The sequence below is a fragment of the Neobacillus sp. YX16 genome, from assembly GCF_030123505.1.
Classification (GTDB): domain Bacteria; phylum Bacillota; class Bacilli; order Bacillales; family Cytobacillaceae; genus Neobacillus.
On the sequence record NZ_CP126115.1, the window covers coordinates 5,612,077 to 5,628,187 of the forward strand.

Here is a 16,111-nt window from a genome sequence, read left to right on the forward strand (position 1 = left end):
CATGCTTTTAGCATGGTCTCTCTTTGTTGTCCAAGTGTCCAAGGGTGTCCAAGGGGACGGTTCCCATGGTCATAAATGATATTAATGTGGACCACAAGAACCGTCCCCTTGGTCCCTAAATCATAATCTTACGAACCTATGCCTAACTCGTTTAGAATATCTTCTAGTGTTTTTCCATCCACTTGATCCACCGGAGCTGGTGTGTCGCTCACATATGGATTTACTTTGAGATAGTTGGTTTGGACAAACTTAATATCTGTTGCATCCACGGTTCCATCCCAGTTAATGTCAGCCGCACGAGTATTAGTGCCCCATGCTTTTTGAATCTCCAGTGCATCTTTGATATCAATCACTTGGTCTTGATTCACATCACCAGCAACTGCATTTTTAATAAAGTAGGTACTTACAAGTATCTTTTCTTGACCATAGATAGTACCTTTGTATTCAAAACCGGACATCATTGGAATATTTACCTTAAAGTGACCTGGTAAAGTAAATTCCCATGACCATAAATCACCAGTCAGTGGTAATTTAGAGATAGCAAAACGATTGACATCCTTAACTAAACTTGGCGTAATATCAAATACGTTACCGTTCGATTGAGTTAGTTTGATGGATGCACCTGCGTTTGGCCAGTCAACATTTTTATACTTATTCGTAGTGCCTGGATTTAAAAACCCTTCAGCTGTAAGCGGGCCTTCTAGCTCAGAGAAAGAAGATAATAATCCCCAAGTATACCCTGCTTTAATTAAATTACTAGTTCCTTCAGTATTGGCAATAGAGACAGTAGAATCTAGTTTGACAGAAGTACTAAAGGCAGAATCTTTCACTTTTAAAGTAAGATCGACCGCAGCCACTTTGTCTTTTATTTGAGTCGTTGATGGCAGATCTAATTGTACGGTTGGAGTACCTGATTTCGTAAGTGTCACTTTTGCTTCTCCATATTGACTTAACTCTGCATTTGGTTTGGCATCGACAATCTCAAAGTTTTTATCTAGATTAGCGAAAGTCCAACTAGCAGATGATAGGGATGAAATATTATCTAATTTAAGAGTTGCCGTTACGGTATCACCCATCGTTACTTCTTTAGTTGGGCTGGTGATATAGGCGTTTGGCGCACCTTCTTTGATAAAATAATATTGTTTTGCTACTGGACTATTTACAGCAACATCTCTTCCTTTTACTATGAAACTTAAAGCAGGTATTTCTGGATGCATCACAATGTCTTCAGAAAACTTACCATCTTTATCCATATTAATTATTGGGGATAGAGATGAAGTATGCATAGCATATTCAAAGGAGGTATCGGATAAATCTACATCCATCCCAGCATCTTGCATTTCCTTCACTTGCGGATCAGTTACTTGCATCGAAAATGGATACGTTTCTTGACCAGGTTTGTATTCGTGAAAAGGTGATTCCTGATCAAGTGATGTAGTAACTTCTGGTTGTTCAATATCTACATAATGATCAACGTAGTTGGTAAAAGTTTTGCCTGTCACAGAAGTCGAGATCAATTTCAGCTTGTAATATCCTGGTTTTAGGTTTTCTGCAATAGCAGAAATCGGATGATCAGGATCACCAGTAAATGGATAATAACTACCAAGAATAGAAAGAATTGATATAATATACGTATTTGTGTTGTGTTTAGTTAGATCCAATGATGTAGCATACCCAAGATCTTGACCGGTTTTTCCATCTTGCCACACCATATCCATTTTTTTCATGGGTGTTTTCATATTGAAAACTAGTGTAGGCGATGCACTACCAGAAGCCATTCCCATCGGTTCCGTTTGCGAAATTCTATATTCTAGCATTGTTGAAGCTTTATTGAGGGCAAAACCATAAAAACCTTCCTCTATTGTTTTAACGCTAAATGGAATACGATATTGCTCGGTTTTATCTTTTTGGTTTGTTAGGATAATATAACCTGTATAGACGCCTTCTTTTGCTGTTTTCGGTAGAGTGAGCGATACGTTTACATTTTTCTTTTCATCTTTCTTCACTTGAATCACGGGATCAATAGCTACTTTTACTCCATTGGCTTTTGGATCAGATGTTCCTTTTATCAATTGAAAATGAACGTTTGCGTTAAACTTTTTATTTTCTTTTTCAAAGTTTTGTAAAGTAACTTTTTTATTGATGGAATGGTCTGCACCTGTATAAAGTTCTCCAAAGCTGATTCCACCAGTTGTTTCTTCTATAGTGACCATTTCTTCCCCATACGGAATGAGGGTTTCATCTTGAACTTGAACTTTCATTCCAGGATGTACGGCTTCAAATGGATCGACACGTCCTGCTCCCTGTTCAAGCGGCAGGTAGTCTCCATTCAATGGTTCAGCCGTATTCATTAAGAGGGTCTTAATATCGCCCGGCTGCAGATTTGGATTTGCTTGTAACATTAACGCTGATATACCTGCTACATGTGGTGTTGCCATCGATGTACCATTCTTACGGGCATAGGCACTTGTGTAATCCGTAGGAGTAGCTGGGTTGGTGATGTAAGCAGGTTCGGTGGAGAGAATACTCACACCTGGTGCAACTACTTCTGGCTTTATATCAAAAGTTTTTAATGCTGAACCACGAGAGCTAAAATCGGCAAGCCTATCTCCCTCTGTTTTGGTAACAGTTACGTCAGTAAAGGTAAATGTGTTTTTTCCTGCTGCTACTTGTGCTTTTAATGCTTGTCCATCATGTTGTGTCACAGAGAAGGTTGGGATAAAATCCTGTGCCTCGCCAAGATAAGCTCCAATATGTCCTTCTACATTGTTATAGAGGAGAACGGCACTCGCCCCATGTGCTTTTGCAAACTTAATTTTATCTACCAGTGCATGGGTACCACGTTCCACTAACGCGATTTTTCCTGTCACATCTTTATTGGTATAGTCAGCATCTCCACCTAAACCAACATCCACCATTTCAAAGCTTTTCCCTTTAAATGTGGTAAGTTCATCAGAAAAGCTTCTCGCCATCGTTTGTAATTCAATCGATGACCCAGTGGCTACGTTACCCTTCATGGTCGTAACTGGCATCGAAATATCACTTGCCCCAACAGTAAGTGCCATAGCCGCTGTTCCAGGAGAACCTAGTGAATAGAATCCCGGACCAGAGTTTCCAGCTGCTACCACTGCGGTTACACCGCTTAAAACGGCATAGTTAATGGCTGTACTTGTTGGAAAGTATGGATCATTGAGAGTAGCTCCTAATGAAAGATTCATGACATCCATACCTGCGATTACTGCTTGATCGATAGCAGCAATAATATTAGCTGATGTCCCAGTACCATAAGGACCAAGTACTCGGTACACATATAGTTCCGCATCAGGAGCAATCCCCTTGACGGAAACCTCACTATTATTTTTCCCTTGTGAAACGATGGTACCAGATACATGCGTTCCATGATCTGTATAATAGGCAGAACCATTGGCAGCAAACTCAGGTGATCCAGACTTTTTCCAATCCTCATAAGTGGCTTCCATCGGATCATTGTCATTATTGACAAAGTCATATCCGCCTTTGTAAGCATCTTTGAGATCCGGATGATTGTAGTCAACTCCCGTATCGATAACAGCTACTTTGATTCCCTCACCCGTGATACCCTCTTTGTGAAGCTTGTCCACTCCTAAGAATGAAACAGGATCTCCTGTCGGTGTTGATTGGGGTGCATCTGGTGTACCTGGTTTCCCTTTAGAATCTGCAAGGGAAGGCGGTTCTATCGTGAAGGTGGTATCTTTGTAGATTGATTGAACGACATCCGACTGGAGCAATAATTCTACTTGATTCGCTGGTAAAGTCATCGACACTCCATTATAAGACGTTTTGAAGGATTGTTTGATTTGGTAAGGCGTTTCTACCATATTTAACCCTTTTTTAGTGGAAGGAAGCGACCGTTGCGCACTGGTTGCAGGAAAGATCTTTTTGAGATCATTTTTGAACGAGTCATGTTCTTGATCAACTTTACTTTTTGCTACATCTCTTGTTAATGATTTTCCATCCAGAGCAGCATCCAAGACCGCCACTTGTCCTGGTTTCGATTTGAACTGAACGATAACAGAAATCTCTTTATTCTCCTTTAATTCTTTCTCTTCAAACCCTTGAAGTCCATAGTTCTCCTTTGCCTCGGATTGGCTTAGGGCTGCTCGTTGTTCATCCGTTAAGGATGCTAAAATTTCTTCTGCATTACTTTGTGGTTCGGCTGAAGCAATCGTCATACCCGACTGCATGGACGGAAGAATTAGTCCTACCGATAGGGCAAGCGCAGTTGTATTTTTGACCGCTTTGCTAACCCATCTTCTTTTTACATTTTTCATAGTTTCCCTCTTTTCATAGTCTAGTTGAAAATTCTCGAAAATTATTCCCGCTCTTAATTTTCAAAAAATTAACACAATAATAGATTAATAACTTTTCTACTAGGTGACAAACGGGGTTTCAGGCAAGACTTTCAACCTACTTTTCATAATCTATATAAGGAATAAAGTGGAAGTTAGTATACGAATGGCTTTGAATACAATTAGTTGAGTTGGGGTTTTCAATCATCCAAAAGAGGAAATAAGCAATTTGATAGATTACTATTATCCATATCATAAAAAAAAACAAAGGACTAACGATAAACATCGCTAGTCCTTTGTACTTAATTCAATCCCAATTTCGTAAGGATATCTTCCAAAGTCTTCCCCTCATAGATTTCCTTTGGCTCAGGTGTTGTACTTGCAGTTTGATTTTTCATCAAGTAATGGTCTTGTATATATTTCATATCTTTTGCATCTACCATTTTATCAAAATTAATATCAGCTCTACGTTCATTTTTTTCCCAATTTTGTTCTAAATAGATGGCATCTAGTACATCGATTACGTCATCTTTATTTACATCACCTGGAATGGCAGCTTCTATATCTAATTCAGGATTCCAATGAGCTGTAATGTTACCATTGTCATCTAAATACCCTACATGGAAGGGCTTATAGACAGTAAAATGACCAGGAATATCAACAGTTAATTCCATTTCTTCAAGTGTAGGTGATAATCCCCCCACCTCTATTTGGGCATATCTGTTGATGGTTCCCGCATACTCTTTGCCTTTTTGATCCTTAACAGTAATAAAAGCACCTAGTTGAGATGGATCAACCTGTAAGTTCCATGAATTACTATTTACTCTTTGAAAAGGCTTGGGAGCAGCCATGGTTCCCGAAATTTTCGAATAGGCCGGGACGATAAGAATCGGAGCAACAGCTGAAACCATGCTGGTTGTTTCATTATTTTCATTTATAAAAGAAGCAGTTGGACTGTTAAAATAAGTGATGATTTCGTGCGAATCATTTTTTACATTTAGAATGACTTCAGCAAATGGAATATCTCCCGAAACTTTTCCGTCCGTTAACGCCACATTTACATTCAATTTTGTCTCATAACCGTCAGAGACCGATTCTGATAGGATTTCGGCATTGCCGTATTGTTTGAGATCTGGATGGATCTTCACGTCTACAACTTCTAGTAGATTTTTATCAAATGTAAAACTAGCAGCTAGATTTTTAGCCTCTGAAATATTATTCGCCGTTAAAGTGATCTTTACTTCATCACCCATTTTTCTATATTTGTTTTTTAAGCTTCCATACACATATGGCGATCCTTCCTTAACAAAAGTAAAGGATTTGATTTCTTTTCCGATCCCTGCTGTGTTGAATCCTTGAAGTTCAACATTTACACTTTTAGCAGTTGGATCAATCGGAATATTATAGGCAAATTTTCCTTCTGCATCAACGAAAATTTGATTGGTAAACATGAAACTATTACTCTTTTCCATGACAAAATGGCCTGACTGATCAATCGCGATTCCTTGATTTTTATAGTCTGAATAATTTTTGTCAATGAGTGTTCCTTTAATTGGATATGATGTCGTACCAGGCTTATATTCAATAACACCTTCCTCGATATCTGTCTGGAATTCAGGACCTGTTATATCCATCATGACATGGTCTGACATTGGGAATGTTTTTCCTTCTTTATTTGTACCAATCATTTTCACCTTATAGTGTCCTGGTCCATACGGTACTTTTACCCTACTTTCTGAAATCGGTTGGTCTGGATCCCCTGTATATGGGAAATACGACCCCTGAAACACACTAGTAACATAGTACTCTATATCTTCCATAAGAGCAGAAGCCTCAAGCCGTCCTAAAAAGCCAAGTTCTTTATCTGTTTCACCATCTAGTAATACAAAATCAATGGTTTCCATTACTGACTTTGAAGTAAACCTAACTCCTGCTTGATAGGCTACATACGGATAAAAAAACGTATAGCTCGATGTCATGACCTTTGGATCTGTCTTCATTTCACGAAACCCCTCTTCTGTGACAGCAAAAGCAAAAGGTATTCGATATACTTCATTTTTGTCATGTTTGTTCTGATAAGTAACAAATCCTTCGTACGTACCAGCTTCTGCGGTTGGAGGTACAACGATGGAGATATTCGATCCTTTTTCTTTACTACCTGGTACAGTCATGATTTTTCTGTCTACTTGTAAGGATACCCCATTTTTATTAGCATCCCTTGAACCACCCATCCCAACTTGGAAATCTGCTGTTACTTCAAACGTTTTTGGTTTTTTATCTTGATTTTTAAGGGTGATAGCTCTGCTTTTGTTTATGGTCTTTCCGGTATGCAGGGATGCACCAAAGTTTAAAGCACCTGATTTTGACATAATTTCTTGTTCTTCTCCATTCGTAATCGTTACGGATGGATTTTCTACCATGATTTCGATTTGTGAATGCAGTGCTTCATTCGCATCTACTTGACCACTTCCCGCTTCAAATACACTGTAATTCTTGCTCAGTGGATCAGCCGTATTCATTAAAATGGTCCTTACATCATCTGGTGTTAATGCTGGATCTTGCTGCAATAGTAAAGCGGCTATCCCCGCAACATACGGTGAAGCCATAGACGTACCAGAAAGTTGTTGATAGGCAGAGTCATAGTTTCCTATATAAGCTGCTCCATTCGCATAGGATGGAACAGTTGATAGCACTTGTACTCCTGGAGCGGTTACTTCTGGCTTAATCTCGTATTGAACTCTAGAAGGACCACGTGAACTAAAGTCAGCAAGATTGCCTCCCTCCAAAGTAAAGTTCCCTAATCCCGTGAATGTCACGAATGCTTCACCTAATGCTAATTGCTCCTTCACAGATACCCCATCCTCGAAGTTTAAGGAAAATGCCGGGATATAGTTGACGGTTTCACCTACATAATAAGGGATATGCCCTTCACTTTCATTGTTATTGTAAAGAAGAACAGCTGCAGCTCCCTTATCTTTCGCCAATTTTATTTTTTCGTCAAATGACGTTTCGCCACGCGAGATCAGTACTGCCTTCCCTTTTACATCTTTTCCTACATAATTTGAAGGTTGTCCTAAACCAACATCCACAATGGAAAGAGTGTTTCCTTCAAGCAGGGAAATGTTATCACTTACATTTCTGCCTAACAAACGTAAATCTACATCTGTACCGCTGCCGTTTCCTGCTATCCCACCAGTAAATGTCGGAAGCGTAACAGCCATATCATTTGCCCCTACCGTAAGTGCTAGTGTTGATGTTCCTGGCGCCCCTAGCGTTTTCATTTCACTTCCGCTGTTTCCGGCTGCGACAACAGCTGTTACACCTGCCAAAACGGCATTGTTAATCGCAATGGAGGTTGGATAAAACGGATCATTGATATTGGCTCCAAGTGATAAATTCATGATGTCCATTCCCTCACTTACTGCCTTATCAATAGCGGCAATAATGTGACTCGACATCCCACTTCCGTACTGACCAAGAACACGATAGGCATAAAGGTCTACTCCTGGTGAAACTCCCTTAACACCGTAGTCGTGATCATTTATTCCTTGACCCGCAATAATTCCTGCTACATGTGTTCCATGGGAAGTGTAATAGGAGCTTCCATTATTTACCTCAGGCCAACCTGATTTTTTCCAATCATCGTAGGTGGTTTCCATCGAATCAGCATCGTTATCTACAAAATCATAACCACCTTTATAGGCATCTTTTAAGTCTGGATGGTTGTAATCGATTCCTGTATCAATCACAGCAACTTTAATTCCCTCACCAGTATATCCCTCTGTATGAAGTTGTTCTGTCCCATGTGAAGGATTTATTGCTATTCCTGCTTTCTCATTTTCTTTTTCAATAGGTGGAGCAGCGTTAATGTTCACATCGCTCCATATAGCTTTGACTGTCTGTGAATCTAGTAACTTCTCTATTTCATTTGCTGGCAGTGACATAGAAACCCCGTTAAAGGCTTCCTTAAATGAATGTTTGATGGTAATAGGGCTACTTGTGCTTTTTTTAGTTTTACTACTGAGTGCATCTAAATCCTTTTTAAACTGATGGTGTGAAGCATTTACTTTCTCTTTTGCTTCCGATAGAGAGATCGTTTTCCCACTCTTTTCACTTGAGGCAACGGCCGTTTTTGCTGGTAATGCATGAAACTGCACAATGACATTGACTGGCTCACTGCCTTCGAGATTTACATTTGGGTCTAAATGCAGCCCCGATTGCTCTGATGTCTGTAATTTATGGAGTGCAGCCAACTGCTTGTCCGATAAACTCTTAAGAATCGTTTCTGCCGAAAGATTTTCATTTGCATGTACCGTCGATAGTGGAATGATGCTAGTAGCAGTCACTCCCATTCCACCGGACAATAGCGCAAGAGCTGCGATTCCATTTAAAAATCTTTTCCTAGTTTGTCTTTTTGTCATGATTTGATCTCCTATTCAACGAATTTCCTAAGACAAGAAAAAGGGAGATGCTTATTAAAACATCTCTCTTCTTTGCTTCCTAGATCTTACTTTAATTGATAAGCCTTGATAATCTCTTGGTCAATGCGGTTGCCAGCATCGTCCCATGCACTTGCCCGAAGTGAGACAAAGTGTCCATTCTTACTTGGATTTTTAATATCGGCTATCCAGCCACTTCCATCACGAACCAATTTCACCTTTTCCCACGACTTGCCTTCGTTAAAAGAGACTTCAAGTGAAGCACCTGCTATTTTTCCATTTCCTGGTGCACCAGCTATCTGTGCGGCAGTCATTCCTAGCTTTGTCGTGTGTCCTGCTAATGCATGACCACTTATATCTGTATCCACTTTGTAATCAAGTGAGATCAACGGCAAATCTGTATTAAATTCTTCTTGCTGTTTTGACCAAAACGTCCATTCTGTATGCGTTCTAACGGATGTAGCCCATCGCTCCCCATCACGAGTAGCATCACTCACTAAACGATACTCCGTATTTTCAACTGGAAGTTGATTGAATACATAAAGATCCTGTGCATTTTGCTGCTCTTTAATGAGCGTAGATCCTTGATAAAGCTTCAGTGTTTGCTCTGGTGGATAATTCCCTGCCCCTGTGTGCCCAATTCCTGAATCAGCCAAGGATGGAACATTGAATTGAAAGAAATTTCCTACGCGTACAGGCGTCCAGTAGCCCTCACCAAAACGAGGACGTACAACTGGGGCAAACCATTCCTCCTCCAGGCGCTGACCCGGCTTGTACGTCACGACTGGTTGTCGTACTTCCCAGATGCTATCGAGCACGTTAGCTTGATGGTACCAGGATGTACCCTCCTGAGCTGACACCCACTCGGTGCGGACAGAAGGAAGAGACATATTATAAAGAAAACCAGCTCCATATGTGCTATATGGTCGAATATCCCAGCGGAATTCTGCTCCTGGTGCCGAACGGTCTGATTTATATTGAGAATTAATTTGGACAAGCTCATTCGTTTTAGGCGAATAATTTAAATCCTTTGGTACAAAGTTTTGATGGCCATCGACAAGATCATAGACATATGTCGTATCAGGCGTACCTTCAACCTTCAATTTTAAATTTCCAGAACGAGCAGCTTTAATAAGCTCAGCACCCTCTGTTCCACTAACGGAAGCAACCGCTATTGGAGAATCGGAAAGGCTAAAATCTTCATTTTCAATCCCAACAAATTCGCTAAGCTCTTTAGGTCCATCATTAACCGTAATTAGTAATTTTGCACCTGCTTTATTTGCGGCTGCAGCACGCTCGGATCCCGTGACTTCATCACTGCGTTCAACCACAACGACCTTACCCTTAGCATCGAGGTTTTTGTAGTCTTCAGCTGCCCCTTTTCCTGCATAAACAGCATCCAAATGATACTTACCTTTTAACAGCGTGCTTCCTGCTTGAGGGATATTATCCAACTCATTTCCTTTAAAGCCAATCGTCAATAAAGGCTCGATAAGGCGCCAGCGTGTGGACACGTCGAGTTCTCCAGTAGCAACGGCAGTAGTCGGCTGCGCGTACATTTTATCCACCCATACCGGAAGAATGTACATGGCATTCATCGTGTTGTCTCCGCCAAAGGTGCGATAATATTCCATTCTTCTAAAACTCGCCTCGTTCTTTTTCGGAACGTCTACGGTATATTCGACTGCCTTACGAGCGTCAAGTTCAACCGTTTTTGAACCATTTAGATTCACTTCCGGGTTACCGACGAGAGCAACTCCTGCGTGATCCGTATTCACATCAACATCCATCAATGACATAACGGAATAAGTTCCGGCCGGAAGTCGTAATTCCTTTGTGCCCTCTACTAGCAGGAACTCCGGATTCTTATTCGGTCCAACAAGAGAAACAATGGCTCTGTTGGGAGATCCGTCACGATCAGTTGCATGAATGGTAAGAGAATATCTTTCATCTTCCTTTATCATACCCATTGCCGTATGAGCAACCGTTTGGCCGTCGACATTGGCAGAAAGCTGGCCTTGATATCTGCTCCCAAGAGCACCAAATTGCGGGTCAAGTGTAACAATAACTTCAGCTGTACCTTGAGCAGGAACAGTAACCTGATTAGCTGAAAGTGTTAATAAACCTTCAGGGGCCTCAGAACCGTTTGTTTCTGTAAAAGTTGCTGAGAGATCCAGTGTAACCGGTTTGTCGCCATCATTCGTATACGTAACAGTCTTCTCCACCGGAACGTTTCCTTCATGCGGCCAGTCGAAGAAGCCAAAGTCCAAGGAGCCTGTCGCACGCACAGTACCAAATGTTGCAGCTGCAACGTCAAGACGACCAGTTCCCCCCTCAAATGGTTTAATGTGATCTAGCTTCTTCGTCGTACTCATCAAGGCATCCTTTAATTGAGCCCCTGTCCAATCAGGATGACGCTGTGCAAGAATCGCTGCCGCTCCAGCCACATGAGGTGTGGCCATGGACGTACCGTCTAAAGTGAGATAAGAGCCGCTTCCCTGACTTGTTAAATGGGAGCGTGCTGCTACAATTCCTACACCTGGAGCGACGAGATCAGGTTTTAAACCAGAATTTCCAAATCGTGGTCCTTTGGAGGAGAACCAAGCTAGATTATCAGATTTGTCAACAGCACCAACTGTAAGGGCTGCATCTGCTGCTCCCGGTGACCCAATGCCTTCAGCACCAGTGTTGCCGGCAGCGATAACAAAAAGTGCACCTGTCGATTCACTAAGCGTGTTCACGGCTTGAGCCATCGGGTCTGTTCCATCACTTGGCTCAGCTCCTCCCAAACTCATGCTGACAATCTTGGCATTGTTTGCAGCCCATTCCATCCCGTCAATGATCCAGGAATCCTGACCATACCCTTCATTACTAAGTACTTTACCGACAAGTAGACGAGCTCCTGGGGCTACCCCTTTATTGAGTCCTTCAGATGCTGATCCTGTCCCAAGTACAGTAGATGCTACATGTGTACCATGGGCATGGTGGTCAAGTACATCTTCTCCGGGAACGAAGCTCAGAGCCTCATCGAGTTGACCAGCAACATCCGGATGTTCCGTATCAATACCGGTGTCAAGTACGGCCACCTTAACGCCACTTCCATCGTAACCAGAAGCCCAGGCCGTTGGTGCCCCAACCTGTGGAACACTTTGTTCAAGGGTGGCATTTACTCGTCCATCCAGCCAGATTTTCTCAATCCCATCATTTAATTGCACTGTTTCATCTTGCAGTGAACCTGCCATTGGTGAGATGCCTGTTGCAGTTGTTGCATGTTGCGTAATATCATTCCAGAAGGTTTTCGCCTGTTTCTTATCTGCAGATACGGCAGCACCGCCAATACTTTCTAAAACATGAGTGCGTTTGGAGCCATCAGGTGCAGCAGGCAAAGCTGGTATGGAACGACCCTTTGTTTGTGCATACTGTACGATCACTGGCAAAGTGGATTGCTTTGTGTCATCATAGCCGTTGGCAATGAGCTCTGTAATATTGAACAGATCCTTATCCAGAAGATCAGAAGCTATATAGGCAATAGCCTGATCAGGAATGACATATGTATCCTTCCCAACCGTCATAATTCGTGCTCCGCCGCCGGCTCGATCAGCAGGTTCAACACTTATGACACTCTTTCCTTCTGCCAGGTCTGTCACAGTTACCACATCACCTGTAATAAGTGTAATGACATGTTTACCTGTACTAGATTTAGAGAGTTCACTAATTGGTATACCTGCTGTTTTTATATTGAATGCTTTTTGATTATTGGAAGTTGGGCCTTGTGCAATAGCTTGATAGGTAGGAATGGTTAACATAACCGAGGTTAGCATCGTTGCCATAAGCTTCTTTGACTTTGAATTTCTCATCCCTTTTTCTCCTCTTCTAAAATCTATTAGGTTAATTTCTAAAAATTATAGTAAAATTGTAATTTTTCCTCCTTCCTTCGATTACTACTTTTTAAATATTCATAATAAATATATAATTATTATGATAATCTAATAGTATATTTCTCCTTCCTTTCTATCAAATGGGGTTTTAACTCCGCAAGCAGGACTACTAAATACAGGTAAAATGCTATAGAATGAAAGCTTTTGCAGATAAGAATAGTAGAAAAGACCCGAATAAGTAATACCTGAGTTGGGGTCACAGAGTGCAATAAGAGCAAAAATAGATTCTATTGAGTATAAAACAAAAAGGGGGCCAACATGATTCAAGGAAAAATCATCAAATTTCACCGGGAACTTCAAGTCTTGAAGCAATTAGACCTAGGAGAAGGCATATGTTCAAAGACTCACATTAGTAAGATTGAACGGGGGCTTACAGAAGTATCAGAGGAAACCATAGAGCTGTTGGCCAAGAGACTTCGTATAGACATGCAGTCAGAGATGAATACCTACGTAAGCTTGGATTCATTATTAAAAGAATGGCATGAATCGATCATCCTGAAACTAAACTCAAAAGCAGAAAGCATAAAGAAGCAATTGGAGTCTGTCGCTCTCTTGCAGCTGCCTGATTTCTATTGTTCCTATAAATTGATACTCACCAGGTATTATTTATTGATTGGCGAAGGTAAACTTGCTCTGTCCCTTATTAAAGAAATGGACAGTTATCAAGATTTTACTTCATACAATCAAAACATGTTTTTACACATTAAAGGGAAGTTTTGCTTAGATTACGAAAAAGAATACAATAAAGCCATTTCACATTTAAAAAAAATTGATATCACTTATTACAATAATCCTGAATATTATTATGATTTAGCTATTGCCTATCATTGCATGGAATCCCATGTATTAGCTTATTATTACGCGAATAAGGCCCTGCAATTTTTTACAGCTGCACGCAGTTTTACTCGAATGATTGAAGCAGAGATGATGATGCTGATCCAAGTTGAGCAAGCAGACTATTTTGACCCGAAAGATTCAGGGTTTCCTAGATTAATTGAGATGGCCGAAAGTTTGGGATTACACGATCACAAAGCCAAACTGCTTCACAATTATGCCTATCAGCAATTTCGCTTCGGAAACTATGAAAAAGCCATTGAATACTATGAGCAAGCCTTGAAAATAAGAGAGACAACAAATTCACTCTATCTAGTGTCGTTGGAAGGATATTTAAATGCCTCTACAAAGCTGGGTTTAAAGTCTGATTCAGATTTGATGCGTTTAGCCAAGGAGGGTTTCTCTCTAGCAAATAAATTAAAGGATACCATGTACAAACACTATTTTCAGTTACATTTATACAAGCTTCAATACCAACAAGAACAGTATTATGATTATCTCGAAAGAGTGGCCTATCCGTATTTTAAAGAGATGGGTTACGGCCTTGCATCGGAGCACTATGAAATGAAATTATTGGATTATTATATGGAAAAAGGAAAAGTAAACTTAGCCAATAAATATGCATTGTCGATTGTGGAAAAATACCAAAAAAACAGCGAACTCGTTTGAGGGACCAAGGGACCATAGGGACGGTTCTGGTGGCAACTTCAAATCCTAGTTTTTTAATAGAGTTAGGTGCCCAACAATTTCTTTCACTTCAAATTTTCCCATCGGTGGAAGTACTATAACGGTCAAAGAACCTGATTTAATCTCAGTTATATTTTTTGAAAAGATAAATTGTACTTATCATGTATAATATAAATATCAATCGAACCAATGAGGTGCATCGGCTTGGAATATAAAAAAATTAAACCGAAAAAAATATATGAGGAAGTTACCGAGGCGCTGCATGAGATGATTCGGACCGGACAATTGCCGCCTAGAAGTAAACTTGAATCTGTGCAGCAGCTGGCAGAAAACTTTCAAGTAAGCAGGTCAGCTATACGTGAAGCACTATCCGCTTTGAAAGCAATGGGATTAGTCGAAATGAAGCAAGGAGAAGGAACGTTTATTAAAGAATTCGATGCAAAGCAAATGACCTTTCCTCTATCAACCGCCATCCTTATGAATAAAAAGGATGTAGCCCATCTTTTAGAAGTCAGAAAAATCATTGAAACGGGCGCAGCCGCTTTAGCAGCAAAAAATCGAAGTAAAGAAAATTTAGAAGCGATGGCCGAGGCTCTTGAAGAAATGAAGCGGGTTCAAGGCGATGAAGAGCTAGGTGAGAAAGCAGACTTTCGCTTTCACTTAGCGGTATCTGCTGCAGCCGGCAATCCCCTATTATCCACATTACTCGATCAAGTTTCAGAGCTTATGATCGAAACGATGAAAGAAACAAGGCGGTTATGGTTGTTCTCCAAACAAACGTCAACGGAAAACTTAGTAAAAGAACATGCTAAAATCTATCATGCCATTTTAGAAAGGAACGAAGAAAACGCCCGGATGGCAATGATTGAACATCTCGAAAATGTCGACAATGTATTAAAAATGTATTTTTTTGAAAGTGCGGAAAAGTAATTCAAACAAATCAATCGATGAAAGCCTTCATACGATTTGAAGGCTCTGTATTTTTTTCCGAAAAGTCCTGAAGTTAACATTTTTTTTAAAAAAACAAATGCAAACACTTTCAACTATCTGAATATTTGTTATAGTATTAAATATTAGATATGATTTATTATATTCAGGTCATCAGATGACCTGTTGATTAAAGACATTATGAGAATATAAGTTTAAGTATAAGGGAGCGAGGAAAATGAAGGTCACCCTTTTTGCTACTTGTTTAGTAGATATGTTTCAAGGTGATGTTGGTAAAGCAACAGTGGAAGTACTAGAAAGACTCGGATGTGAAATTGACTTTCCGGAATCACAAATTTGCTGCGGCCAGCCTGCCTATAACAGCGGCTACGTAAAAGAATCAAAAGAAGCAATGAAAAGTATGATAACTACCTTTGAACATGCGGAGTATGTCGTTTCTCCAGCAGGTTCCTGTGCTTATATGTTTAAAGAATACCCTCACATCTTTAAGGGCGATCCTTTTTGGGAGCCAAAAGCGCAAGCGCTGGCGGATAAAACCTATGAATTCACGGAATTTATCGTCGATGTGTTAAAAGTCGAAGATGTGGGTGCAACATTAGAAGGAAAAGCAACCTTCCACACCTCCTGTCATATGACAAGATTATTGGGAGTCAAACAAGCACCGATGACATTATTAACTCATGTAAAGGGATTAAACTTTACCGAGCTGCCAGGTAAAGAGAGATGCTGTGGATTCGGAGGGACCTTCTCCGTTAAAATGGGGAATATTTCAGAGCAAATGGTCGATGAAAAGGCTTGTACCGTTGAAGAAACCGGAGCAGATATTTTAATTGGCGCAGATGCCGGATGCTTAATGAATATTGGCGGTCGCATTGATCGAAAAGGCATGCCAGTTAAAGTCATGCATATTGCTGAGGTCCTAAATAGCCGATGAAAA

The 16,111-nt window shown here is 40.5% G+C and carries 6 protein-coding genes; 3 read left to right on the plus strand and 3 right to left on the minus strand.

The genetic code is table 11. The features are described from left to right. Positions 1 to 128: 128 nt before the first annotated feature. From QNH48_RS27585 to QNH48_RS27595, 3 genes are all read right to left on the minus strand, one after another. Entirely contained in the window at positions 129 to 4,310 is a 4,182-nt protein-coding gene (locus QNH48_RS27585) for a S8 family serine peptidase (RefSeq protein ID WP_283952839.1), read from the minus strand. A 320-nt stretch (positions 4,311 to 4,630) separates the two neighbouring features. Next, on the minus strand, positions 4,631 to 8,749 hold the full coding sequence (locus QNH48_RS27590; RefSeq protein WP_283952840.1) for a S8 family serine peptidase: 4,119 nt from the start codon (positions 8,747 to 8,749) through the stop codon (positions 4,631 to 4,633). Positions 8,750 to 8,835: 86 nt separating this feature from the next. Then, the gene (locus QNH48_RS27595) at positions 8,836 to 12,624 is read right to left on the minus strand and encodes a S8 family serine peptidase (RefSeq protein WP_283952841.1); all 3,789 of its coding nucleotides are present in this window, start codon (positions 12,622 to 12,624) and stop codon (positions 8,836 to 8,838) included. Positions 12,625 to 12,963: 339 nt separating this feature from the next. Here QNH48_RS27595 and QNH48_RS27600 point away from each other — a divergent pair, with 339 nt between their 5' ends. From QNH48_RS27600 to QNH48_RS27610, 3 genes are all read left to right on the plus strand, one after another. After that, on the plus strand, positions 12,964 to 14,208 hold the full coding sequence (locus QNH48_RS27600) for a helix-turn-helix transcriptional regulator (RefSeq protein ID WP_283952842.1): 1,245 nt from the start codon (positions 12,964 to 12,966) through the stop codon (positions 14,206 to 14,208). A 222-nt stretch (positions 14,209 to 14,430) separates the two neighbouring features. Further along, positions 14,431 to 15,156 (plus strand): FadR/GntR family transcriptional regulator, encoded by a 726-nt coding sequence (locus QNH48_RS27605; RefSeq protein WP_283952843.1) that lies wholly within the window; start codon positions 14,431 to 14,433, stop codon positions 15,154 to 15,156. Positions 15,157 to 15,391: 235 nt separating this feature from the next. Beyond that, the gene (locus QNH48_RS27610) at positions 15,392 to 16,108 is read left to right on the plus strand and encodes a (Fe-S)-binding protein (protein WP_283952844.1); all 717 of its coding nucleotides are present in this window, start codon (positions 15,392 to 15,394) and stop codon (positions 16,106 to 16,108) included. Positions 16,109 to 16,111 lie beyond the last annotated feature (3 nt).

Excerpts from the sequence above, each read along its gene's own strand:
- QNH48_RS27585 (WP_283952839.1), bottom strand. The coding sequence starts at position 4,310 with ATGAAAAATGTAAAAAGAAGATGGGTTAGCAAAGCGGTCAAAAATACA.
- QNH48_RS27590 (WP_283952840.1), bottom strand. The coding sequence starts at position 8,749 with ATGACAAAAAGACAAACTAGGAAAAGATTTTTAAATGGAATCGCAGCT.
- QNH48_RS27595 (WP_283952841.1), bottom strand. The coding sequence starts at position 12,624 with ATGAGAAATTCAAAGTCAAAGAAGCTTATGGCAACGATGCTAACCTCG.
- QNH48_RS27600 (WP_283952842.1), top strand. The coding sequence starts at position 12,964 with ATGATTCAAGGAAAAATCATCAAATTTCACCGGGAACTTCAAGTCTTG.
- QNH48_RS27610 (WP_283952844.1), top strand. The coding sequence starts at position 15,392 with ATGAAGGTCACCCTTTTTGCTACTTGTTTAGTAGATATGTTTCAAGGT.